This window comes from Streptomyces sp. NPDC003016, from assembly GCF_053591455.1.
The window spans coordinates 227,964-250,016 of the sequence record NZ_JBSFTV010000003.1; the positions used below are offsets into that span (position 1 = coordinate 227,964).

17 protein-coding genes, 2 tRNA genes and 1 pseudogene are annotated in these 22,053 nt (G+C 69.0%); 3 read left to right on the forward strand and 17 right to left on the reverse strand.

From position 1 onward, the window contains the following. Positions 1–23: 23 nt before the first annotated feature. From rodA to ACWDZ4_RS03945, 9 genes are all read right to left on the reverse strand, one after another. Positions 24–1,223, reverse strand: coding sequence for a rod shape-determining protein RodA (gene rodA / locus ACWDZ4_RS03905; protein ID WP_451506850.1), 1,200 nt, complete (start codon positions 1,221–1,223; stop codon positions 24–26). Then, on the reverse strand, positions 1,223–3,388 hold the full coding sequence (gene mrdA, locus ACWDZ4_RS03910; RefSeq protein WP_451506851.1) for a penicillin-binding protein 2: 2,166 nt from the start codon (positions 3,386–3,388) through the stop codon (positions 1,223–1,225). The genes rodA and mrdA overlap by 1 nt, the downstream gene beginning before the upstream one ends. Before the next feature lie 58 nt (positions 3,389–3,446). Beyond that, positions 3,447–4,118: a rod shape-determining protein MreD gene (mreD, locus tag ACWDZ4_RS03915; RefSeq protein ID WP_344497502.1), complete on the reverse strand. Its 672-nt coding sequence runs from the start codon at positions 4,116–4,118 to the stop codon at positions 3,447–3,449. A gap of 12 nt (positions 4,119–4,130) precedes the next feature. Next, positions 4,131–5,084: a rod shape-determining protein MreC gene (gene mreC / locus ACWDZ4_RS03920; RefSeq protein WP_451506852.1), complete on the reverse strand. Its 954-nt coding sequence runs from the start codon at positions 5,082–5,084 to the stop codon at positions 4,131–4,133. 101 nt (positions 5,085–5,185) lie between these two features. After that, entirely contained in the window at positions 5,186–6,205 is a 1,020-nt protein-coding gene (locus tag ACWDZ4_RS03925; protein WP_451506853.1) for a rod shape-determining protein, read from the reverse strand. A gap of 288 nt (positions 6,206–6,493) precedes the next feature. Further along, a complete protein-coding gene (gene ndk, locus ACWDZ4_RS03930; protein ID WP_451506854.1) occupies positions 6,494–6,907 on the reverse strand; it encodes a nucleoside-diphosphate kinase in 414 nt (137 codons plus the stop codon). Between the two features lie 87 nt (positions 6,908–6,994). Then, a complete protein-coding gene (locus ACWDZ4_RS03935) occupies positions 6,995–7,372 on the reverse strand; it encodes a DUF4233 domain-containing protein (protein ID WP_451506855.1) in 378 nt (125 codons plus the stop codon). 5 nt (positions 7,373–7,377) lie between these two features. Next, a complete protein-coding gene (gene folC, locus ACWDZ4_RS03940) occupies positions 7,378–8,892 on the reverse strand; it encodes a bifunctional tetrahydrofolate synthase/dihydrofolate synthase (protein ID WP_451506856.1) in 1,515 nt (504 codons plus the stop codon). 137 nt (positions 8,893–9,029) lie between these two features. Continuing rightward, positions 9,030–11,654, reverse strand: a complete 2,625-nt coding sequence (locus ACWDZ4_RS03945) for a valine--tRNA ligase (protein ID WP_451506857.1) — start codon at positions 11,652–11,654, stop codon at positions 9,030–9,032. A 136-nt stretch (positions 11,655–11,790) separates the two neighbouring features. On the opposite strand from ACWDZ4_RS03945, the gene ACWDZ4_RS03950 reads away from it, so the two are divergent. After that, positions 11,791–12,771 carry a hypothetical protein gene (locus tag ACWDZ4_RS03950; protein ID WP_451506858.1) on the forward strand — a complete coding sequence of 327 codons (981 nt, stop codon included), beginning with the start codon at positions 11,791–11,793 and terminating at the stop codon, positions 12,769–12,771. Between the two features lie 74 nt (positions 12,772–12,845). On the opposite strand, the gene clpX is transcribed toward ACWDZ4_RS03950, so the two are convergent. From clpX to ACWDZ4_RS03975, 5 genes are all read right to left on the reverse strand, one after another. Next, on the reverse strand, positions 12,846–14,138 hold the full coding sequence (clpX, locus tag ACWDZ4_RS03955) for an ATP-dependent Clp protease ATP-binding subunit ClpX (RefSeq protein ID WP_344497508.1): 1,293 nt from the start codon (positions 14,136–14,138) through the stop codon (positions 12,846–12,848). A 148-nt stretch (positions 14,139–14,286) separates the two neighbouring features. Then, positions 14,287–14,958: an ATP-dependent Clp protease proteolytic subunit gene (locus tag ACWDZ4_RS03960; RefSeq protein ID WP_079144453.1), complete on the reverse strand. Its 672-nt coding sequence runs from the start codon at positions 14,956–14,958 to the stop codon at positions 14,287–14,289. 42 nt (positions 14,959–15,000) lie between these two features. Continuing rightward, positions 15,001–15,606, reverse strand: coding sequence for an ATP-dependent Clp protease proteolytic subunit (locus tag ACWDZ4_RS03965; protein WP_451506894.1), 606 nt, complete (start codon positions 15,604–15,606; stop codon positions 15,001–15,003). Between the two features lie 258 nt (positions 15,607–15,864). Continuing rightward, on the reverse strand, positions 15,865–17,274 hold the full coding sequence (gene tig, locus ACWDZ4_RS03970; RefSeq protein WP_451506859.1) for a trigger factor: 1,410 nt from the start codon (positions 17,272–17,274) through the stop codon (positions 15,865–15,867). Between the two features lie 176 nt (positions 17,275–17,450). Further along, positions 17,451–17,527, reverse strand: a tRNA-Pro gene (locus tag ACWDZ4_RS03975). Between the two features lie 139 nt (positions 17,528–17,666). Between ACWDZ4_RS03975 and ACWDZ4_RS03980 the strand changes: the two genes are divergently transcribed. Next, positions 17,667–17,740 (forward strand) — tRNA-Gly (locus tag ACWDZ4_RS03980). Between the two features lie 135 nt (positions 17,741–17,875). Here ACWDZ4_RS03980 and ACWDZ4_RS03985 read toward each other — a convergent pair. Continuing rightward, positions 17,876–18,070, reverse strand: a complete 195-nt coding sequence (locus ACWDZ4_RS03985) for a hypothetical protein (RefSeq protein ID WP_093800855.1) — start codon at positions 18,068–18,070, stop codon at positions 17,876–17,878. Positions 18,071–18,586: 516 nt separating this feature from the next. Here ACWDZ4_RS03985 and ACWDZ4_RS03990 point away from each other — a divergent pair. Then, the gene (locus tag ACWDZ4_RS03990; RefSeq protein ID WP_451506860.1) at positions 18,587–19,798 is read left to right on the forward strand and encodes an acyltransferase family protein; all 1,212 of its coding nucleotides are present in this window, start codon (positions 18,587–18,589) and stop codon (positions 19,796–19,798) included. Positions 19,799–19,968: 170 nt separating this feature from the next. On the opposite strand, the pseudogene ACWDZ4_RS03995 reads toward ACWDZ4_RS03990, so the two are convergent. After that, positions 19,969–20,618, reverse strand: a pseudogene (locus ACWDZ4_RS03995) (ATP-binding cassette domain-containing protein). 222 nt (positions 20,619–20,840) lie between these two features. Then, the gene (locus ACWDZ4_RS04000; protein ID WP_451506861.1) at positions 20,841–21,986 is read right to left on the reverse strand and encodes a PP2C family protein-serine/threonine phosphatase; all 1,146 of its coding nucleotides are present in this window, start codon (positions 21,984–21,986) and stop codon (positions 20,841–20,843) included. Positions 21,987–22,053 lie beyond the last annotated feature (67 nt).

Here is a 22,053-nt window from a genome sequence, read left to right on the forward strand (position 1 = left end):
TGTGTCGCTATGCCGTTGTGTCGCTATGCCGTTATGGGCCGCTGCACTCTGATCGACTGGAGCAGTCCGATCGCCACCCAGACCGCGAACATCGACGATCCGCCGTACGAGACGAACGGCAGCGGCAGTCCCGCCACCGGCATGATGCCGAGCGTCATGCCGATGTTCTCGAAGGACTGGAAGGCGAACCAGGCGATGATGCCGCCGGCGACGATCGTGCCGTACAGCTCGGTCGTCTCGCGTGCGATGCGGCAGGCGCGCCAGAGCACCACGCCGAGGAGGAGGAGGATCAGGCCCGCGCCCAGGAAGCCGAGTTCTTCGCCCGCCACCGTGAAGACGAAGTCGGTCTGCTGCTCGGGTACGAACTGTCCCGTGGTCTGGCTGCCCTTGAAGAGGCCGGTGCCGGTGAGGCCGCCGGAGCCGATCGCGATGCGTGCCTGGTTGGTGTTGTAGCCGACGCCCGCCGGGTCGAGTTCGGGGTTGGCGAACGCGGCGAAGCGGTTGATCTGGTACTCGTCGAGCAGGCCGATCTGCCAGACGACGACGGCTCCGGCGGCGCCCGTCCCGATCAGGCCGAAGACCCAGCGGTTGGAGGCCCCTGAGGTGAGCAGCACGCCGAGGATGATCACCGCTATGACCATGACCGAGCCGAGGTCGGGCATCAGCATGATGACGACGATCGGTACGACGGCGAGGCACAGCGCCTTGACGACGGTGATGTGGTCGGGGTGCTCCTGGTCGCCCGCGTCGACGCGGGCGGCGAGCAGCATGGCCATGACCAGGATTATCGTGATCTTGGTGAACTCGGACGGCTGGAGGGAGAATCCGCCGCCGAGCACGATCCACGCGTGCGCGCCGTTGACGGTCGCGCCGAGCGGGGTGAGTACGGCGAGCACCAGCACGACGGACAGTCCGTAGAGGACGGGGACCGCGCCGCGCAGGGTGCGGTGCCCCAGCCAGATCGTGCCGATCATCAGGACGATGCCGATGCCGGTGTTGAGGACGTGGCGCCAGAGGAAGTACTCCGGGTCGCCCTGGTTGAGCTGGTCGCGGGTACGGGTCGCGGACCAGACGAGCAGCGCGCCGATGACGGACAGCGCGAGCGACGCCCAGAGCAGCGGCCAGTCGAGCCGGCGCAGCACGGAGTCGCGGGCGGTGAGCTTGGCGAGGGTGCCGCGCTCGGGGGCGTACCGCTGGACGGAGAAACCGTGCGGGGCGGCCATCAGTCCCTCCTGCCGATCGCGATCTGCTGGTCCGCCGCCGGGTCCTTGGGCTTCTCGGGCACGTACGGCCTGATGTCCGGGGCGTTGATGGTGCCGTCCGCACCGACCTTCGGAAGCTCCTTCTGCGGCTTGGGCAGCAGGGCCTTCTTCGGGTCGATGTCGCCGTCGTCGCTGACGCCGTAGAGGGCGTCGTAGATGTTGCGTACGGCGGGACCGGAGGCGCCGGAGCCCGTACCGCCCTGGGAGATCGTCATGACGATCGTGTAGTCGTCGGTGTAGGTCGCGAACCACGAGGTGGTCTGCTTGCCGTAGACCTGGGCGGTGCCCGTCTTGGCCCGCATCGGGATCTTGTCCTGCGGCCAGCCGCCGAATCGCCAGGCGGCGGTGCCGCCGGGCTCGACGACGGAGCGCAGGCCCTTGTCGAGGTCCCGAACGGTTTCGGCGTCGACCGGCAGCTTGCCGTGGGCCCTGGGCTTGATCTCCTCGATCTTCTTGCCGTCGGGGCTGATCACGGCCTTGCCGAGGGTGGGGTTGTAGAGGGTGCCGCCGTTGCTGATGGCGGCGTAGGCGGTGGCCAGCTGGATGGGGGTGATGAGGACGTCACCCTGGCCGATGGCGAAGTTGATGCTGTCGAAGGCCTTCAGCTGGTTGCCTTCGAGACAGCTCTCGTAGGCGATCTGCTCGACGTAGCTGCCGCCCTTCTTGCCCTGCTTGCACCAGGCGTCCTTGTTGGCTTTCCAGAAGGCCTGCTTCCACTGGCGGTCGGGGATGCGGCCCTTGACCTCGTTCGGCAGGTCGATGCCGGTCTCGGAGCCGAATCCGAAGTCATGGGCGGTCCGGTAGAACCAGTCGTGGGTGCCCTTCTTCGGCTTGATGCCGCCGTCGCGCTGCCACTCCTCGTGGCCGAGACGGTAGAAGACGGTGTTGCAGGAGTACTTGAGGGCGTCGCCGAGGGTGATGGGGCCGTGCCCCTTGGACTCGAAGTTCGCGAAGCTCCGGTTGCCCATGCTGTAGGAGCTGCTGCAGTTGTAGAGGTCGTTGAAGGGGTGGCCGGCCCGCACGGCCGCGCTCGCCGACACCACCTTGAAGACGGAGCCGGCGGGTGCCTGGCCCTGGATGGCCCGGTTGAGCAGCGGGTAGTTGGAGTTCTTGTCGGTGAGCCGGGCGTACTCCTTGCCGGAGATGCCGCCGATCCAGGCGTTGGGGTCGTAGTCGGGCTGGGAGGCCATCGCGACGACGCGGCCGGTCTTGGACTCCATGACGACGACGGCGCCCGCGTCGGCCTCGTACGGGCGGCCGGTGATCTTGTCGGTCTCCTTGCGGACGGTTTTCATCGCCTGGTGGAGCTCGTACTCGGCGACGGACTGGACCCGGGCGTCGATGGAGGTGACGACGTTGGAGCCGGGCACCGTCGGGTCGTTCTCCGCCTCGCCCATGACGCGGCCGAGGTTGTCGACCTCGTAGCGGGTGACGCCCGCCTTGCCGCGCAGTTCCTTGTCGTACGTACGCTCCAGTCCGGAGCGGCCGACCATGTCGGAGCGCAGGTACGGCGACGGGCCGTCCTTGGCCTTCTCGATCTCCTCGTCGGTGACGGGCGAGAGGTAGCCGAGCACCTGGGCGGTCCTGGCCTTGCCCGGGGCGGGGTAGCGGCGTACGGCGGCGGGCTCCGCCGTGATGCCGGGGAAGTCCTCGGCGCGCTCGCGGATCTGGAGGGCCTGCTTGGTGGTGGCCTCGTCGGTGACGGGGATCGGCTGGTAGGGCGAGCCGTTCCAGCAGGGCTGGGGGGTCTCGGAGTCGCAGAGCCTGACCTTGTCGGCGACTTCCTTGGGCGTCATGCCGAGTACGTCGGCGAGGCGGGCCAGTACGGCCTTGCCGTCGTCCTTCATCTTCATCAGGTCGGTGCGGTTGGCGGAGACGACGAGGCGGGTCTCGTTGTCGGCGAGCGGCACGCCGCGGGCGTCGAGGATCGAGCCGCGGACGGCGGGCTGGACGACCTGCTGGACGCCGTTGCCGGCGGCTTCGGCGGTGTACTCGTCGCCGTTGCGGATCTGGAGGTACCAGAGGCGGCCGCCGAGGGTGAGCAGGAGGGAGAAGACGAGGACCTGAATGACGACGAGCCGGATCCGGACCCTGGGGGTCCGCCCGGTCTCGGGAATGTTGCTCATGCGGCGGTCCCCTCCTCGAAGCCGAAGTCCTCGAAGCCGAAGTGCTCGGAGCGAGCGGTCACAGGCGCTTGACCCCCTTGATGCGTCCGGCCCTCGCCGCCCGCGAGCGAGCGGCCTTGACCCTCAGTCCCCCGCGCTGGTCGCCGATGCGCAGGCCGGTGCCGGAGGCGAGCCAGCCGGTGGACACGTCGGCGCCGTTGCTGCCGCTCTGGCTGTCGGCGAGCGGATCGTTCTCGGCGCGTCTGGCCAGCCACATGACGACCGGTACGACGAAGGGGGCGAGCAGCAGGTCGTAGAGCGCGGAGGTGAACAGCAGGTTCACGAGGCCCACGTGGCGGGCGGCGGTGTCGCCGACCAGGGCGCCCACTCCGGCGTACAGGAGGGTGGAGCCCACGGCGGCGACGACGACCGCGAGCATCGGGGCCGTCGCGGACCTGAGCTGGCCGTTCTCCGGCTTGGCGAGACCGGCGAGGTAGCCGATGACGCACAGGACGAGCGCGTAGCGGCCCGCGGCGTGGTCGGCGGGCGGGGCGAGGTCGGCGAGGAGGCCCGCGCCGAAACCGATGAGGGCGCCGCTGGTGCTGCCGTACACGAAGGCGAACCCCAGCACGGTGAGGAGCATCAGGTCCGGTACGGCGCCGGGGAGTTGGAGCCTGGCGAGAACGCTGACCTGGACGACCAGGGCGACGACCACCAGGGCGGTGGAGAGCAGCATCCGGTTGAAGCGCATGGGGTTCAGCTCCTACGGGGTGCCGTCGGCGGGAACGGTGCCGTCGGCGGGGGGCGCCGAGGGGGTGACCGTGACGGTCACCGTGGGGGTGGGCTTGGGTCCGGCGGGCTTGGGCGGCAGGACCATGTCGCGCGGGTCCTTGCGCGGGGCCTCGACGACGACGCCGACGATGTCGAGCTTGGTGAAGCCGACGTACGGGCGGACGTAGACGGTGCGGGTGAGGTCGCCGCCGGAGGGGTCGACACGGGTGACCCGTCCGACCGGGACGCCCGGTACGAACGGCTTGTCGGCCTGCGAGCCGAAGGTCACGAGACGGTCGCCCGCCTTCACCTTGGCCTTGCCGTTGAGCATCTGCACGCGCAGCGGGCGGTCGCCCTGGCCGTTGGCGAAGCCGAGTTCGTCGGTCTTCTCCAGGCGGGTGCCGACGGTGAAGTCGGGGTCGTTGGCGAGCAGGACGGTCGCGGCGTCCGGGCCGACGGTGGTGACGCGGCCGACGAGTCCGTCGCCGTTGAGCACGGTCATGTCGCGCTCGATGCCGTCATTGCTGCCGACGTCGATGGTGACGGTCCAGGAGAATCCCTGGGCCGCTCCTATCGCGATGACTTCGGCGCCCTTGATGCCGTACTGGCCGGCGCCGGCCGTCTTGAGCATCTTGTCGAGTGCGCGTGCGCGGTTGCGGTTGCGGTCGTCGCTGCCGAGTTTCTGCTTGAGCACGGCGTTCTCGCGCTCGAGGACGGCGAGGCGGTCGTGCCGCTCACCGGAATCCCGGACGGCCCCGATGGCGTTGCCGATCGGATCGACCGCTGTGGCGACCCCGTTCTCCACTGGCCCGAAGACGGTGGCGGCGGCCCGCCTGGCGCCGTCGACCGGCGACTCCTCGCCGCCGCGGATGTCCACCGTAATCAGGGCGAATGCGATGGCGATCAGCAGCACCAGGAGCAGCCGGCTCTCTCGTGTGTCCCTCACGTGCGGCGGCCGTGCCTTCCTCGTCGGAATTCTCGTGTCTGTATATCAACGATCCGCCGCACGAGACGGCAGGCCTCGTACGGCGGATTCGTTGAGACGGCTCATCGGCGGGGCTGGGCGTCCAGTACCTGCTGGAGCGCCTCGAACTCCTCGACGCACTTGCCCGCTCCGAGCGCGACGGAGTCGAGCGGGTCCTCGGCGATGTGGATCGGCATGCCGGTCTCGCGGCGCAGGCGCTCGTCGAGGCCGCGCAGCAGGGCGCCGCCGCCGGTGAGGACGATGCCGCGGTCCATGACGTCGCCGGAGAGCTCGGGCGGGCACTTGTCGAGCGTCGTCTTCACGGCGTCGACGATGGCGTTGACCGGCTCCTCGATGGCCTTGCGGACCTCGGCGGCGGAGATCACCACGGTCTTGGGCAGACCGGAGACGAGGTCGCGGCCGCGGATCTCGGTGTGCTCTTCCTTCTCGAGGTCGAACGCCGAGCCGATCGTGATCTTGATCTGTTCGGCGGTGCGCTCGCCGAGCAGGAGGGAGTACTCCTTCTTGATGTGCTGGATGATCGAGCTGTCCAGCTCGTCGCCCGCGACCCGGATCGACTGTGCCGTGACGATTCCTCCGAGCGAGATGACGGCGACCTCGGTGGTGCCGCCGCCGATGTCCACGACCATGTTGCCGGTGGCCTCGTGGACGGGCAGGCCCGAGCCGATGGCGGCGGCCATGGGCTCCTCGATGATGTGGACCTGGCGGGCACCGGCCTGGGTGGACGCCTCGATGACGGCGCGGCGCTCGACTCCGGTGATGCCGGAGGGCACGCAGACGACGACCCGGGGACGGGCCAGGTAGCGGCGCTTGTGGATCTTGAGGATGAAGTAGCGGAGCATCCGCTCGGTGATCTCGAAGTCGGCGATGACGCCGTCCTTCAGCGGCCGGACGGCAACGATGTTGCCCGGCGTCCGGCCGATCATCTTCTTGGCCTCGGAACCCACGGCGAGGATGCCGCCGGTGTTGGTGTTGATGGCGACGACGGAGGGCTCGTTGAGCACGATGCCTTTGCCCCTGACGTACACCAGCGTGTTGGCGGTCCCGAGGTCGACAGCCATGTCACGGCCGATGAACGACATTGAGTTCCCCTTGTTCCCCATGAGGATGCGTCGGGCCTTCCCAAGTGAAGCGGTTGGCTTTCAGGTCGGCGAAGTGGGTGCTGCAGGAGTGGAGGCTTCCATCGTAGTGCCGCCTGCGCGGACACCGCGCGAGGGTCCTTCGCCATTGTGAGCGGAACACGAACCCGCCCCAGTAATGGTGACGCCGTGTCGGGGGGATGCGTTCCCGCCTTCTCCACGCATATGCCGAAGGACGACCGAATTACTTCGGTCGCCCCAGGCCATGACCTCTATATGGCTGACGCCCTGTCAGGAAATGCCGGGGAAGAAAAGCTTCAGCTCCCGCTCTGCGGACTCCTCGGAGTCCGAGGCGTGGATGAGATTCTCCCGCACAATGGTCCCGAAATCTCCACGAATGGAGCCGGGCGCTGCGGCGATCGGGTCAGTGGGACCCGCCAACTGGCGTACACCCTCGATGACGCGCTCGCCCTCGACGACGAGCGCGACGACCGGACCGGAGGACATGAACTCCACCAGCGGCTCGTAGAACGGCCGGCCCTTGTGCTCGCCGTAGTGCTGCTCCAGCGTCCCGTGGTCGAGGCTGCGCATCTCCAGCGCCGTGATGGTCCAGTTCGCCTTGCGCTCGATGCGGCCGACGACCTCGCCGATCAGCCCGCGCCTGACCGCGTCGGGCTTGAGAAGGACGAGAGTGCGCTGCGTCATGTACGGCTCCTTGCGGGCATAGCGGATGCGATGTCCAGAGGCTACAAGGACACGCCGGAGGCACAGCACCCGGTACGGGCAGCGGGCCTACTGCGCCTGCGCCTGTGTCTCCGTCCGGGTCCCCGTCTCCGCTTCCGCCTGCGCCGCCCAGCGGGCCTTCGCTTCGTCGATCTTGCGGCCGTAGTGGATCGAGGCCCACCACAGGCCCGCGAAGACCGCGCCCAGGAAGAACATCACCGGGACCACGAAACCACTGACGATCAGCCCGGCCTGCAGCGCCCAGCCGAGCTGTAGCCCACCTGGCCTATTGATCATGCCGCAGAGCAGTACGGACAGCAGCATCGCGATGCCGCAGACCGTCCAGACCGCGGTCATCGACAGGTCGTCGGACTTCATCGCGACCAGACCGGCGAAGGCCACCACGAAGAATTCACTGATCAGAGTGGATGCACAGAGCGTACGCACAGGAGTCAGCCCCTCCCCAGGAGCAGCCGGGCCTCGCCGACCGTGATCACGGAACCGGTCACCAGGACGCCGCCGCCCGAGAACTCGCCCTCTTCCTCGGCGAGAGTGACGGCAGCCTCCAGCGCGTCGTCGAGGCGCGGTTCGACCTGGACGCGGTCGTCACCGAAGACCTCGACGGCGATCGCGGCGAGCTCGTCGACGTCCATCGCGCGGGGCGTGGAGTTACGGGTGACGACGACCTCCGCGAAGACCGGCTCGAAGGCTTCGAGCATGCCCTTCACGTCCTTGTCGCCGCTCGCGCCGACGACCCCGATCAGACGGCTGAAGCTGAACGCCTCACCGACGGCCGCCGCCGCCGCCCGCGCGCCCGCCGGGTTGTGCGCCGCGTCCAGGACGACGGTGGGGCTGCGGCGGACGACCTCCAGGCGGCCCGGCGAGGTGACCGAGGCGAAGGCCTTGCGGACGGTGTCCATGTCGAGCGTGCGCGCGTGCTCCGCGCCGATGCCGAAGAACGCCTCGACGGCCGCCAGGGCCACCGCCGCGTTGTGCGCCTGGTGCGCGCCGTGCAGCGGCAGGAAGATCTCTTCGTACGCGCCGCCGAGTCCGCGCAGGGTGACCAGCTGGCCGCCGACCGCGACCTCGCGGGAGACGACGCCGAACTCCATGCCCTCGCGGGCGACCGTCGCGTCGACCTCGACCGCCTTCTTCAGCATGACCTGGGCCGCGTCGACCGGCTGCTGCGCCAGGACGACCGTGGCGCCCTGCTTGATGATCCCGGCCTTCTCGACGGCGATCTCGCCGGGCGTGGCGCCGAGCCGGTCCGTGTGGTCCAGGTCGATCGGCGTGACGACGGCGACGGACGCGTCGATCACGTTCGTCGCGTCCCAGCTGCCGCCCATGCCGACCTCGACGACCGCCACGTCGACGGGCGCGTCGGCGAACGCGGCGTACGCCATGCCCGTCAGCGTCTCGAAGAACGACAGGCGGTGCTCCTGCACGGAGTCGGTCATCTCGACGTACGGCTGGATGTCCTTGTACGTCTCGATGAAGCGCTCGGGGGCGATCGGGGCGCCGTCCAGGCTGATGCGCTCGGTGATCGACTGCACGTGCGGGCTGGTGTAGCGCCCGGTGCGCAGCTCGAAGGCGCCGAACAGCGCCTCGATCATGCGGGCGGTGCTGGTCTTGCCGTTGGTGCCGGTGATGTGGACCGAGGGGTACGCGCGCTGGGGCTCGCCCAGGACGTCCATCAGCGCCGCCATGCGGACCAGCGACGGGTCGAGCTTGGTCTCCGGCCAGCGGCCCAGGAGCTCCTGCTCGATCACGCGCAGCGCCTTGTCCACCTCCGGGTCCTGCGGGCGGCGGACGGCTTCGTCACCCTGCTGCGGGACCCCTTGGGTGCGCAGGGTACGGCTGCCTGCCTCGATCACCGCCAGGTCGGGGTCGCGGCCTGTCTCGGCCTCGACGATCTCTTCGAAGGCGTCGGATGCGTCGCTGTCATCGTGCGGGGGGAGCTGGCTCACGGGTCCAGTCTACGGAGCACCACCGACAGCGCCCCGCCAGGACCGCCGGGACCTTCCGCGCACCGCGCACGACACGCCGAGGGGCCCCCGCGCGCGGCAGCGGGGGCCCCTCGGCGTCGTACCGTCGTACGCGCGTCCTACTTCTGCGGCAGCGCCGTGAGCTGGGCGGTGATCCGCTCGATGTCCGCCTCGGCCTTGGCGAGCCGCCCGCGGATCTTGTCGACCACGTTGTCCGGGGCCTTGGCCAGGAACGCCTCGTTGCCGAGCTTGCCCGTCGCCTGGGCCTTCTCCTTCTCGGCCGCCGCCAGGTCCTTCGCCAGGCGCTTGCGCTCCGCCTCGACGTCGATCGTGCCCGACAGGTCGAGCTCGACCCGGGCGCCCGCGACCGGCAGGGACGCGGTGGCGTGGAAGCCCTCGCCGGCCGGCGTCAGGCGCAGCACCTGGCGGATGGCCGCCTCGTGCGGCGCGAGCGCGGTCCCGTCCAGGGTCAGCTCGGCCGGGACCTTCTGGCCGGACTGGAGGCCCTGGTCGGAGCGGAAGCGGCGGACTTCGGTGACGACCTGCTGGACGAGCTCGATCTCCTTCTCCGCGTCGGCGTCGCGGAATCCGGAGTCCTTGGGCCAGTCCGCGATGACGAGCGACTCCTTGCCGGTGAGCGTGGTCCACAGCGTCTCGGTGACGAAGGGGACGACCGGGTGGAGCAGGCGCAGCATGACGTCGAGGACTTCGCCCAGGACGCGCGCGGAGACCTTGGCGGGCTCGCCGCCCGCGAAGAAGGTGGTCTTGGACAGCTCGACGTACCAGTCGAAGACCTCGTCCCACGCGAAGTGGAACAGCGCGTCCGAGAGCTTCGCGAACTGGTAGTCCTCGTAGTACGCGTCGACCTCGGCCACCGTGGCGTTCAGCCGGGACAGGATCCACCGGTCGGTCGCCGACATCTGCTCGGCGGACGGCAGTTCGCCCTCGACCGTCGCGCCGTTCATCAGCGCGAAGCGGGTGGCGTTCCAGATCTTGTTGGCGAAGTTGCGCGAGCCCTGGACCCAGTCCTCGCCGATCGGCACGTCGACGCCCGGGTTGGCGCCGCGCGCCAGGGTGAAGCGGACCGCGTCGGAGCCGTACTCGTCCATCCAGTCCAGCGGGTTGACCGCGTTGCCGAAGGACTTCGACATCTTCTTGCCGAACTGGTCGCGGACCATGCCGTGCAGGGCGATGGTGTGGAACGGCGGGACGCCGTCCATCGCGTACATGCCGAACATCATCATCCGGGCGACCCAGAAGAAGAGGATGTCGTAGCCGGTGACCAGGACCGAGTTCGGGTAGAACTTCTCGACGCTCGGGGTCTGTTCGGGCCAGCCGAGCGTGGAGAACGGCCACAGGCCGGAGGAGAACCAGGTGTCCAGGACATCCGTGTCCTGGTGCCAGCCCTCGCCGGTGGGCGCCTCGTCGTCCGGTCCGACGCAGACGACTTCACCGTTCGGCCCGTACCAGACGGGGATCCGGTGGCCCCACCACAGCTGACGCGAGATGCACCAGTCGTGGAGGTTGTCGACCCAGCCGAAGTAGCGGGGCTCCATCTCCTTCGGGTGGATCTTGACGCGCCCGTCGCGGACCGCGTCGCCGGCCTCCTTGGCCAGCGGGCCGACCTTGACCCACCACTGGAGGGACAGCCGGGGCTCGATGGTCGTCTTGCAGCGCGAGCAGTGCCCGACGGAGTGGACGTACGGACGCTTCTCGGCGACGATCCGGCCCTCGGCGCGCAGGGCGGCGACGATGGCGCTGCGCGCCTCCAGGCGGTCGAGGCCCTGGAAGGGACCGTGGGCGGTGATGACCGCGCGCTCGTCCATCACGGCCAGGTTGGGCAGGCCGTGGCGCTGGCCGATCTCGAAGTCGTTCGGGTCGTGGGCGGGCGTGACCTTGACGGCGCCCGTGCCGAACTCGGGGTCGACGTGCTCGTCGGCGACGACCGGGATGCGGCGGCCGGTGAGCGGCAGCTCGATCTCGGTGCCGACGAGGTGGGCGTACCGCTCGTCGTCGGGGTGGACGGCGACGGCGGTGTCACCGAGCATCGTCTCGGCGCGGGTCGTCGCGACGACGATCTCGGCGTCCCCGGAGCCGTACCGGATGGAGACGAGCTCGCCGTCGTCCTCCTGGTACTCGACCTCGATGTCGGAGATGGCCGTCAGACAGCGGGGGCACCAGTTGATGATGCGCTCGGCGCGGTAGATCAGCTCGTCGTCGTACAGCTTCTTGAAGATCGTCTGGACGGCCTTGGACAGGCCCTCGTCCATGGTGAACCGCTCGCGCGACCACGCGACACCGTCGCCGAGGCGCTTCATCTGCCCGGAGATCTGGCCGCCGGACTCGTCCTTCCACTGCCAGACGCGCTCGACGAACGCCTCGCGCCCCAGGTCGTGGCGGGACTTGCCCTCCTTGGCGAGCTCGCGCTCGACGACGTTCTGGGTGGCGATGCCGGCGTGGTCCATGCCGGGCTGCCACAGGGTCTCGTACCCCTGCATGCGCTTGCGGCGGGTGAGGGCGTCGATCAGCGTGTGCTCGAAGGCGTGGCCGAGGTGGAGCGATCCCGTCACGTTGGGCGGCGGGATGACGATGGTGTACGGCTCTTTGCCGCTCTTCTCGTCCGCTTCGAAGTAACCGCGTTCTACCCAGCGCTCGTACAGCTTCCCCTCTACCTCGGCCGGCGCGTACTGGGTCGGCAGTTCGGGGGCGGGAGCTGCTGGCTGCTGCTGAGAGTTCTCGGTCACGGGCCCAGTTTACGGGCGTCACAGCCCCGTACCGAAACCGGATTCTTGGTAACGGTGCGCCCCCCGCCGCCCCGGGGCGCCGGTGGTTCCGTCAGGATGTTCGCAACGCATAAGCATCTGGAGGGGAACCCAGTCCATGAGCTACAACCAGCCGGGCCCGTACGGCGGGCAGCAGCCCGGTCCTTACGGCCAGCAGCCGCCGCAAGGCCAGCCGAACCCGTACGGACAGCAGCCCCCGCAGGGCCAGCCCGGCTACGGCTACCCCCAGCAGGCCCCGCCGCCGCAGGGCTACGGCTACCCCCAGCAGGGCCAGCAGCAGCCGCCGTACGGACAGCAGCCCCCGTACGGACAGCCCCAGCACCCGGGCCCCTACGGCCAGCAGCCGCAGTACCCCGGCGGCATGGTCCCGCCTCCGCCGGGCGCACCGAAGAAGAAGACGGGCCTGATCGTGGGCGCGGTGGTCGTGGCGCTGGCGGTGATCGGCGGCGGAGCGTACTTCCTGACGTCGGGCGGCGGCTCCGCCATCGAGGACGACGGCCCGCACAAGCTGACGTCACCGGCGACGGTGCTCGGCGGCGAGTACAAGCGCATGGGCAAGGAGACCGCTGGGACCGAGGCGTCCGCGAAGGACGAGGAGGAACTCGCCGCCATGGGGATCAAGAACGGACACCCGGCCAGCGGTGTCTACTCGACCATGGACCTCACCAAAATCGACCCCACGAACCCGAATTACCTCGAGGACATGAAGACGGCCAAGTCCGTGAACCTCTTCGGTTCCTGGGGCGAGATCAGTGATCCCGAGAAGACGCTGGACCTCTACTTCGCCAAGCTGGAAGAAGAATCCGCGAAGAGCTCCGGCAAGGCGAACGCGACCAAGCTGGTCGGCGAGGCCGAGGAGGTCTCCCCGGACGGTCTCGACAACGCCGTCATGAAGTGCCAGAACATCGAGGGCGTGAACATCGCCACGGGACAGGCGCAGACGACCCCGATGTGCGTCTGGGCCGACTACAGCACGTTCGCCATGGTGACCCATGACAACAAGGAAAAGCCCCCGAGCATGGACGAGGTGGCCGGCATGGCCGCCAAGCTCCGCGCGGAAGTCCGCGTCAAGCAGTAGCGGCAGCGGAGCCCAAGAGGGAGGGGTGCCCGGCCAGTTGACCGGCCGGGCACCCCTTTCGCCGTCCGGAGCCGCTACGCGGACTTCTCGTGGCGGCCGTCGTGCTTGATGATGCGCGGCTCGCGCGGGACCAGCGTCGGGTTGACGTTGCTGTGGACCACGTCCGCCGTGATGACGACGCGTGCCACGTCCTTGCGGGACGGGACCTCGTACATCACCGACATCAGGACCTCCTCCATGATGGCGCGCAGGCCACGCGCGCCCGTCTGGCGGAGGATCGCCTGGTCCGCGATCGCCTCCAGCGCCTCGCGCTCGAACTCCAGCTCCACGCCGTCGAGTTCGAAGAGCCGCTCGTACTGCTTCACCAGTGCGTTGCGCGGCTCGATGAGGATCTGGAGCAGCGCCTCGCGGTCCAGGTTGTGGACCGAGGTCAGGACGGGGAGGCGGCCGATGAACTCGGGGATCATCCCGAACTTCACCAGGTCCTCCGGCATGACCTCCTGGAACTGGTCGCTCGCCTCGATCTCCCGCTTGGAGCGGATCGTCGCGCCGAAACCGATGCCCTTCGCGCCCGCCCGCGACTCGATGATCTTCTCCAGGCCGGCGAAGGCGCCGCCCACGATGAAGAGCACGTTCGTCGTGTCGATCTGGATGAACTCCTGGTGCGGGTGCTTGCGGCCGCCCTGCGGCGGGACCGAGGCCGTCGTGCCTTCGAGGATCTTCAGCAGGGCCTGCTGGACTCCCTCGCCCGACACGTCGCGCGTGATCGACGGGTTCTCGCTCTTGCGGGCGACCTTGTCGATCTCGTCGATGTAGATGATCCCGGTCTCGGCCTTCTTGACGTCGTAGTCGGCCGCCTGAATCAGCTTCAGGAGGATGTTCTCGACGTCCTCGCCGACGTACCCGGCCTCCGTCAGCGCCGTCGCGTCCGCGATGGCGAACGGGACGTTGAGCATGCGCGCCAGCGTCTGGGCCAGCAGCGTCTTGCCCGAGCCCGTGGGGCCCAGCAGGAGGATGTTGGACTTCGCCAGTTCGATCGCGTCGTCGCGGCCCGCGCCGCCGCCGTTCTCGCCGGCCTGGACGCGCTTGTAGTGGTTGTAGACCGCCACCGAGAGGGCCTTCTTGGCCGGCTCCTGGCCGACCACGTACCCCTCGAGGAACTCGTAGATCTCCCGCGGTTTGGGGAGTTCCTCCCACCGCACCTCGGAGGTCTCTGCGAGCTCCTCCTCGATGATCTCGTTGCAGAGGTCGATGCACTCGTCGCAGATGTACACACCGGGACCTGCGATGAGCTTCTTCACCTGCTTCTGGCTCTTGCCGCAGAACGAGCACTTGAGCAGGTCGCCGCCATCACCGATGCGTGCCACGAGGTGCTTCCCCTTCGCCTGGGAGACGCCACGTTCAGCGACTCCTGGTGCCTCATATTCGACGGTACCTTGCCTGGCCCCCCGTTCGGGCCCCCCTTGGCACGGTTCACATGGACGTGTACTGCGCCAAGGGACGGGCTACCGCGTGTCAGGCGCCCACGGGCGCGTTCTTGCGGGTGGACACGATCTGGTCGATCAGACCGTACGCAAGCGAGTCCTCGGCGGTCAGGATCTTGTCGCGCTCGATGTCGTCGCGGATCTTCTCGATCGGCGTGGTGGAGTGCTTCGCGAGCATCTCCTCGAGCTGCGAGCGCATCCGCAGGATCTCCTGGGCAGCGATCTCCAGGTCGGAGAGCTGCTCACGGCCGGTCTGCGAGGACGGCTGGTGGATCAGCACCCGCGCGTTGGGCAGTGCCATGCGCTTGCCCGGCGTACCGGCGGCGAGCAGCACGGCCGCGGCGGAGGCCGCCTGGCCCATGCAGACCGTCTGGATGTCCGGCTTCACGAACTGCATCGTGTCGTAGATGGCCGTGAGGGCCGTGAACGAGCCGCCGGGGCTGTTGATGTAGATGGAGATGTCGCGGTCCGGGTCCATCGACTCCAGGCACAGCAGCTGCGCCATGACGTCGTTGGCGGAGGCGTCGTCGATCTGCACGCCGAGGAAGATCACGCGCTCCTCGAAGAGCTTCGCGTACGGGTCGTACTCGCGCACGCCCTGCGAGGTGCGCTCGACGAAGCGCGGCACGATGTAGCGGTTGTCCACCTGCGGGCCGGTGTAGAGGCCGCTCGCGGAGAAGTCGTTCATGTGGGTTCTCACCATCCTGGTGGCGTTCGGTGGGCTGGGGAGGCTCGGCTGCGGGGGTCAGGCCCCGGTACCGCCGCCGCCCGGAACGCCCGAGGCGGAGCTGATGATCTCGTCGATGAGGCCGTACTCCTTGGCCTCCTCCGCGGTGTACCAGCGGTCGCGGTCACCGTCGCGGATGATCGTCTCGACGCTCTGGCCCGAGTGCCGGGCGGTGATCTCCGCCATGCGCTTCTTCGTGCGCAGCAGCTGCTCGGCCTGGATCTTGATGTCCGAGGCGGTGCCGCCGAGGCCGGCCGAGCCCTGGTGCATCAGGATGTCGGTATTGGGGAGCGCGAAGCGCTTGCCCGCGGCGCCGCCGGTCAGCAGGAACTGGCCCATCGAGGCCGCGAGGCCCATGCCGATGGTGACCACGTCGTTCGGGATGTACTGCATGGTGTCGTAGACCGCCATGCCGGCCGTCACCGAGCCGCCGGGGCTGTTGATGTAGAGGTAGATGTCCTTGTCCGGGTCGGCCGCAAGGAGGAGCAGCTGCGCTGTGATCTTGTTGGCGATGTCATCGTCGACCTGCTGGCCGAGGAAGATGATCCGCTCGCCGAGCAGCCGGTTGTAGACCTGGTCGCCGAGGCCTCCACCGATGGACGGCTCACCCGCGGCGTACGGCATCAGATTCGTCACGTATACACCTGCTCGTCTCTGACGGCTTCAACCGTCTCAGCGTCTTCGTACCGGAGGGCGGGGACTCCCCACTCTCCTCTTCATGGACCCTAACGCGCAGGTGGGACAACGCCATCCCGCTTCCCGAACTGTTCGCTGGGAGCGCAAGGTACGGGCCCGTACCCGCGTACGAGGACGGGCCCGGACGCATGACGCGTACGGGCCCGTCCCCGTGGATCAGGCAGCTCGGGCAGACCGGGCCGAAGCTCAGGCCCCGGCGGTCTTCTCGGCCTCGGCGGAAGCCTCGGCGGTCTCGGCGGCGTCGGCGGTCTCGGCGGCGTCGGCGGTCTCGGCCGCCTCGTCCTCGTCGTCCTCCAGGTCGACGGGCTCACCGTTGGTGTCGGTGACCTTGGCGGCCTCGACGACAACGGCGAGCGCCTTGCCGCGGGCGACCTCGCCGACGAGCATCGGCACCTGGCCACCCTCGACGACGGCCTGGGCGAACTGGTCGGGGCTCATGCCGGAGGACTGCGCGCGCCGCATGAGGTGCTCGGTGAGCTCCTCCTGGTTGACGTTCAGCTTCTCCTTGTTGACGAGCTCGTCGAGGACGAACTGCGTCTTGATGCCCTTGACCGCCTGCTCGGCGAGCTCGGCGTCGAACTCCTCGGCCGTCTTGCCCTGGATCTCGAGGTACTTCGCGAGGTCCAGGCCCATCTGGCCGAGCTGGTGGTTCTCCAGGTTGTGCTTGCGGGTCTTGACCTCGTCCTCGAGCAGCTTCTCGGGGATCGGGACCTCGACCAGCTCCAGCAGCTTCTCCAGGACGCGCTCCTGGGCCTGCGTGGCCTGCTCGTACTGCTTCATGTTCTCGAGGCGCTTGCGGCTGTCGGCCTTGAGCTCGTCGAGGGTGTCGAACTCGCTGGCCATCTGCGCGAAGTCGTCGTCCAGCTCGGGCAGCTCGCGGGCGGCGACCGCGGTGACCTTGACGGTGACCTCGGCCTCCTTGCCCTCGGCGCTGCCGCCCTTGAGCGAGGAGGTGAAGGTGGCCTCGCCACCGGCCTCCAGGCCGGTCACGGCCTCGTCGATGCCGTCGAGGAGCTCGCCGGAGCCGATGGTGTACGAGACACCCTCGGCGACGCCGTCCTCGAGGACCTCGCCGTCGACCTTGGCCTCCAGGTCGATCGTCACGACGTCGCCGTCGGCGGCGGGGCGCTCGACCGGGTTGGTGGAGGCGAAGCGCGCGCGCAGGTCCTCCACGGCCTTGTCGACGTCCTCGTCCTTGACCTCGACCGCGTCGACCTCGACCTCGATGCCGGAGTAGTCCGGGATCTCGATGGCCGGGCGGATGTCGACCTCGGCGGTGAAGGACAGCAGCTCGCCGTCCTTCAGCTCGGTGATGTCGACGTCGGGCTGGCCGAGAACGTTCAGCTCACCCTCGTTGACAGCCTCGGTGTAGAACTTCGGAAGGGCGTCGTTGACGGCCTCCTCCAGCACAGCACCACGGCCGAACCGCTGGTCGATGACTCGGTTCGGGATCTTGCCCTTGCGGAAGCCCTTCACCGTGACCTGCTGGTTGATCTTCTTGTACGCCGCGTCGAGGCTGTCCTTGAGCTCCTCGAAGGGCACCTCGATGCTGAGCCGAACCCGGGTCGGGTTCAGGGTCTCCACGGCGCTCTTCACGGTTCGGTCTCCTTGGGGGCTGACTTCTGAGGTTCTGCTGGGCCGCGCGGGAGGCGGCTTCGCCGATCGGGTCCGGTACATCAGACACACGGACCCGCACTCTGCATAGTAACGGCAAGCAGGAAGACTCCCACAACGCGATCTTGATCGGGATCGCACAGGATCATGCCTGGTGATGGTCGGGGTGGCCGGATTCGAACCGACGACCTTCCGCTCCCAAAGCGGACGCGCTACCAAGCTGCGCCACACCCCGTCGGTGCGACACGTAGGGTACATGCCCACGGGCAGCGCGGCCCCCGCTTTGCGTGAGGCCCACCGGGTGTGCACCGCGGGCCCGGAACCCGCTACGATGCTCTTCGTGCCGCGGTCGCATGACCTGCGGTGCGCACTGTGCGGGCGTAGCTCAATGGTAGAGCCCTAGTCTTCCAAACTAGCTACGCGGGTTCGATTCCCGTCGCCCGCTCCACGACCTGCGGCCCGGCTCGGTGATGACGTCACCGAGCCGGGCCGCAGGCGTTTCCGGAGCCTCTGCGCCCAGAGCCCCGCCGTCCGGCCGGGCCGTCCGGCCGGGCCGTCCGGCGGCGCCGGCTGCCCGCGCCACTCAGAAGCTGATCTGGTTGATGGTTTCCGCTATCGAGTTCATGAAGCGGTTGATCGACGGCGCCATGCCGGTGGACGCGAGGAAGAAGCCGAAGAGGACGGCCACCACCGCCGGTCCCGCCTTGATCGAGCCCCCGCGGATCAACACCACCAGGACGATCGCCAACAGAAGCACCACAGACAGTGAAATGGCCACAACTGATCACACCCTCGGTCGGTCCGCCTTGCCGGCCCGGGAGCGCACGGCCCGGCGCACTCCCGCAGAGACCATCGTGCCACCAACTCACCAGTGGTGGCTGCCGGGTGACGGAACGTCGGTGGCCGGTTGGCGCCGCGAGGAGGTCCGGCGTACACGCCGGGGCGCGGGCGCTGCATATGCGCGCCGCTCACTGTGATGCCCCCTCAGCGAGTTGATAACCCTGATCGTTTCGCTATCCACACATCACATTCGCTGGAAATTCGAATTGTGCGGAAGAACGCATGGCGCCAGTCGACAAAGAGGTAATCAAAGGGACATGTCACCCGAGTCACCCACTGGCGGTATGCACCATTTAGTCGGGATGAGTTACCCCATACGGGGGCGAAAATGTGAGCCACGCCATAAGAGCTCATCGCCATGTCGACTTCTCTGCTCACAGGCCACTCACATGAATAACAGGGGCCCGGGAACGAGGTTTTACGGAATCCTTCCGGCGACGCTAGGGTGCCTCAGATGTTTCACGCTCCTCACGGATATCAGAGGGCCCCGCTCCCCCCGGCCCGGGAGCAGGAGCCCGAAACACCACACGCACGGACCCTCGCGCCCGCCGCCCCCGTCCCGGTTCCCAGCGCCGCCTCCACCCCTGTTCCCGTCCCCGCCTCCGCCCCCGCCCCGAAGCAGCGCGACGCGTTCTTCGACAACGCCAAGTACCTGGCGATCGTGCTCGTGGCGGTGGCGCACATGTGGGAGCCGGTGATGGACGGCAGCCGCGCCACCCGCGCGCTCTACATGGTCGTCTACAGCTTCCACATGCCGGCCTTCATCGTCATCTCCGGCTACTTCTCGCGCGGCTTCGACCTGAGACCCAAGAAGGTCCAGCGCCTGATCACGGGCGTCGCCGTGCCGTACCTGATCTTCGAGACCCTTTACAGCCTCTTCAAGCAGTGGGCCGACGACGACCCCGGCCACCCCATCAGCCTGCTCGACCCCTGGTACCTGACCTGGTTCCTGGTCGCGCTGTTCGTCTGGCGGCTGACCACCCCGATCTGGCGCTCGCTCCGCCACCCCCTGCCGGTCGCGCTCGCCATCGCCGTCCTCGCCTCCGTGACCCCCGGCATCGGAGACGACCTCAACCTCCAGCGCGTCCTGCAGTTCCTGCCGTTCTTCGTGCTCGGTCTGCTGCTGAAGCCCGAACACTTCAAGAGGGTGCGGCGCCGCGAGGTCAGGCTGCTGGCCGTTCCCGTCGTCCTGTCCGTCCTGGCCTTCGCGTACTGGGCCGCCCCCCGCCTCGAACTCGGGTGGTTCTACCACAGCAGCGCCGCTCAGGACAGGGGTGCTCCGTGGTGGACCGGGGTCGTCATGACCTTCGCGCTCTTCGGCTGCTCGCTGCTGATGACGGCCTGCTTCCTGTCCTGGGTCCCGGGCCGCACGATGTGGTTCACCGTCCTGGGCGCCGGCACCCTGGGCGGCTACCTGCTGCACGGCTTCCTGGTGAAGGGCGCCAGCTACGCGGGGCTGTTCGACTCGTACCCCTGGCTCTCCGGCCCGCTCGGCGAGGTCTTCCTGACCGTCGCGATCGCCGTCGCGGTCACCCTGATGTGCACTCCGCCCGTGCGGCGGCTGTTCCGCTGGGCCATGGAGCCCGAGATGAACTGGGCTTTCCGCCGCGACCCGGCCGAGGACGCCCGGCAGCGGGAGCGCCGCCCCGCGGCCAAGCTCTCCTAGAAGGACTTCCGGGCGGGCCCCGGTCCGGGGCCCGGTTTCAGGGGGCCGGCGTGCTTTCCCCTGTGCGAGCGTGAAACGGACCCCGGTCCTCCCGCGGCATGCGACGGGAGGACCGGGGTCCGCTCTGTGTGCGGGGTCCGCCTCCTCGGCCGGGCCCCGGTCCTTCCGGGTCAGGCGGCGGTTTCGACGAAGGCCGGGGCGGCCAGGGCCGTCATGCGGGTGGCGATCCGTGCGGCGGAGGTGTGTGTCGGGATGTCCGCGATCTCGCCGTCGGCGAGGAAGAGGACGCGGTCCGTGTACGCCGCGGCCACCGGGCCGTGGGTGACCATCACGACCGTCGCACCGGGGCCGTCCACCGCGCCGCGCAGAAGTCCGAGGACTTCGGCCGCGCGCCGGCGGCCGGGGCGTTCGCCGGCCGCATCGGCAGCGGGGTGTTCTGCTCGACGGTGAGCGCGGGCAGCAGGTTGAACGACTGGAAGACGAAGCCGAGCCGGGAGCGGCGCAGGGTGGTGAGTTCGTTCTCGTTCATGCCGGTGGTCCCGGTGCCGCCGAGGCGTACCGATCCGGTGCTCGGGCGGCCGGGGCCCGTGGCGCACTGGAGGAAGGCCGACCTGCCGGAGCCGGAAGGTCCCGTGACGGCGGTGGAGCTGCCGCGCGGGAGGGCGAGGCCGAGGGTGCGCAGGGCGTGCACGGCGAAGGCGCCGCGGCCGTGCCGACGGCCCACGCCGCGCAGTTCGACGGCCGCGTCCGCACGGGGCCCGGCCGGACCGTCCCTGCCGGCCCCGCCGCCGTCGGTGCTCTTGTTCCTGCGCAGTCCCATGGTGGCCGCCTTCTCCGCTCGCGCCTACCCGTGTCCGTCCGTCTCCAGGTCGAAGTTGCGGAGGGCGGCCGGGGTGGGCCAGGGCGGCTGCACGTGGAGGAAAGGCGGGGAAAACCCGCCTCCGGTACTGCGGCGTCACATGCTCGGCAAACCGGCCACTGCCGCAGCCTCGACCGTTCCTCGACCACCGGCAGGTACCGATCGCGGTCGCGGTGACGCGGGTTACGTGCCGTGGCAGATCAGGAGGAGGGCGCGGTCGTCGTTGACGTCCTTGGCCACCGCTTCGATCAGGTGCCACGCGGCGCCCTGGAAGCCCGGCGCCACGTAGCGGTCGGCCTCGCCGGTCAGGCGGTCGATGCCTTCGGCGATGTCCCGGCCGGACGCTTCCACCAGGCCGTCCGTGAACAGCATCAGTACGTCGCCGGGTGCCAGTGAGCCCTTGCACGCGTCGAACTGGGCCCCGTCGTACACACCGAGCAGCGGGCCCTCGCCGGACTTCTCCTCCCAGCGGCCGCTGCCCGCGTGGAGCTGGAGTGCGGGGAGGTGGCCCGCCGACAGGAGTTCGTAGTCGCCGGAGTCCAGGTCCAGGACCAGGTGGATGGAGGTCGCGAAACCCTCGTCCCAGTCCTGGCGCAGGAGGTAGCCGTTGGCGGCGGGGAGGAAGCCGTGCGGCGGGAGCGAGCCGAGGAGGCCGCCGAAGGCGCCGGACAGGAGCAGGGCGCGCGAGGCCGCGTCCATGCCTTTGCCGGATACGTCGGTGAGGACGACCTCCAGGGTGCGGCCGCCGTTCGTGCGGGCCGCGACCACGAAGTCGCCCGAGAAGGACTGGCCGCCGGCGGGGCGCAGCGCCATCTCGCTGTGCCAGTTCTTCGGGAGGCGGGGCAGCGCGCTCTGGACGCGGATGCGTTCGCGGAGGTCGAAGAGCATCGTGCCGCCACGCCGCCAGGGGACGCCGACCCTGGCCCTGAACTGGGCGATGATCAGGCCGAAGAAGCCGCAGGCCGCGACGGTGAGGACGGTGCCGGGGGTGACGCGGGCCGCGCCTTGTGTGTAGGGGCCCAGGACGATCGACTCGACGATCAGCGCGGTGGCGGCGGCGGCGTACAGACCGAGCAGGCTGGCCGGGCGCAGCAGCAGGCCGCCGGCCACGATCGGGAGCACCAGGAGGGACGGGGCGCACCAGACCGGCGACGCGATCGTGCCGGCGGCGATCGCCGGGATCGCCAGGAGGAGACCGGCCAGGGCGATCCAGTCCGAGCCGTCGCCCCGGAAGTAGTCGACGCCGGATTTGCGCAGCGCGATACGGGCCCGGTGCGCAGACTTGCGCGTCCGGGCCGAGAACGATTCGGTTCCCACTCCACCTGCCATTGCGCTGGACCCTATCCACCCCGGGCGGTGCTCCGCAGGGGGACCCCTACGACATTGTGTTCGAAAT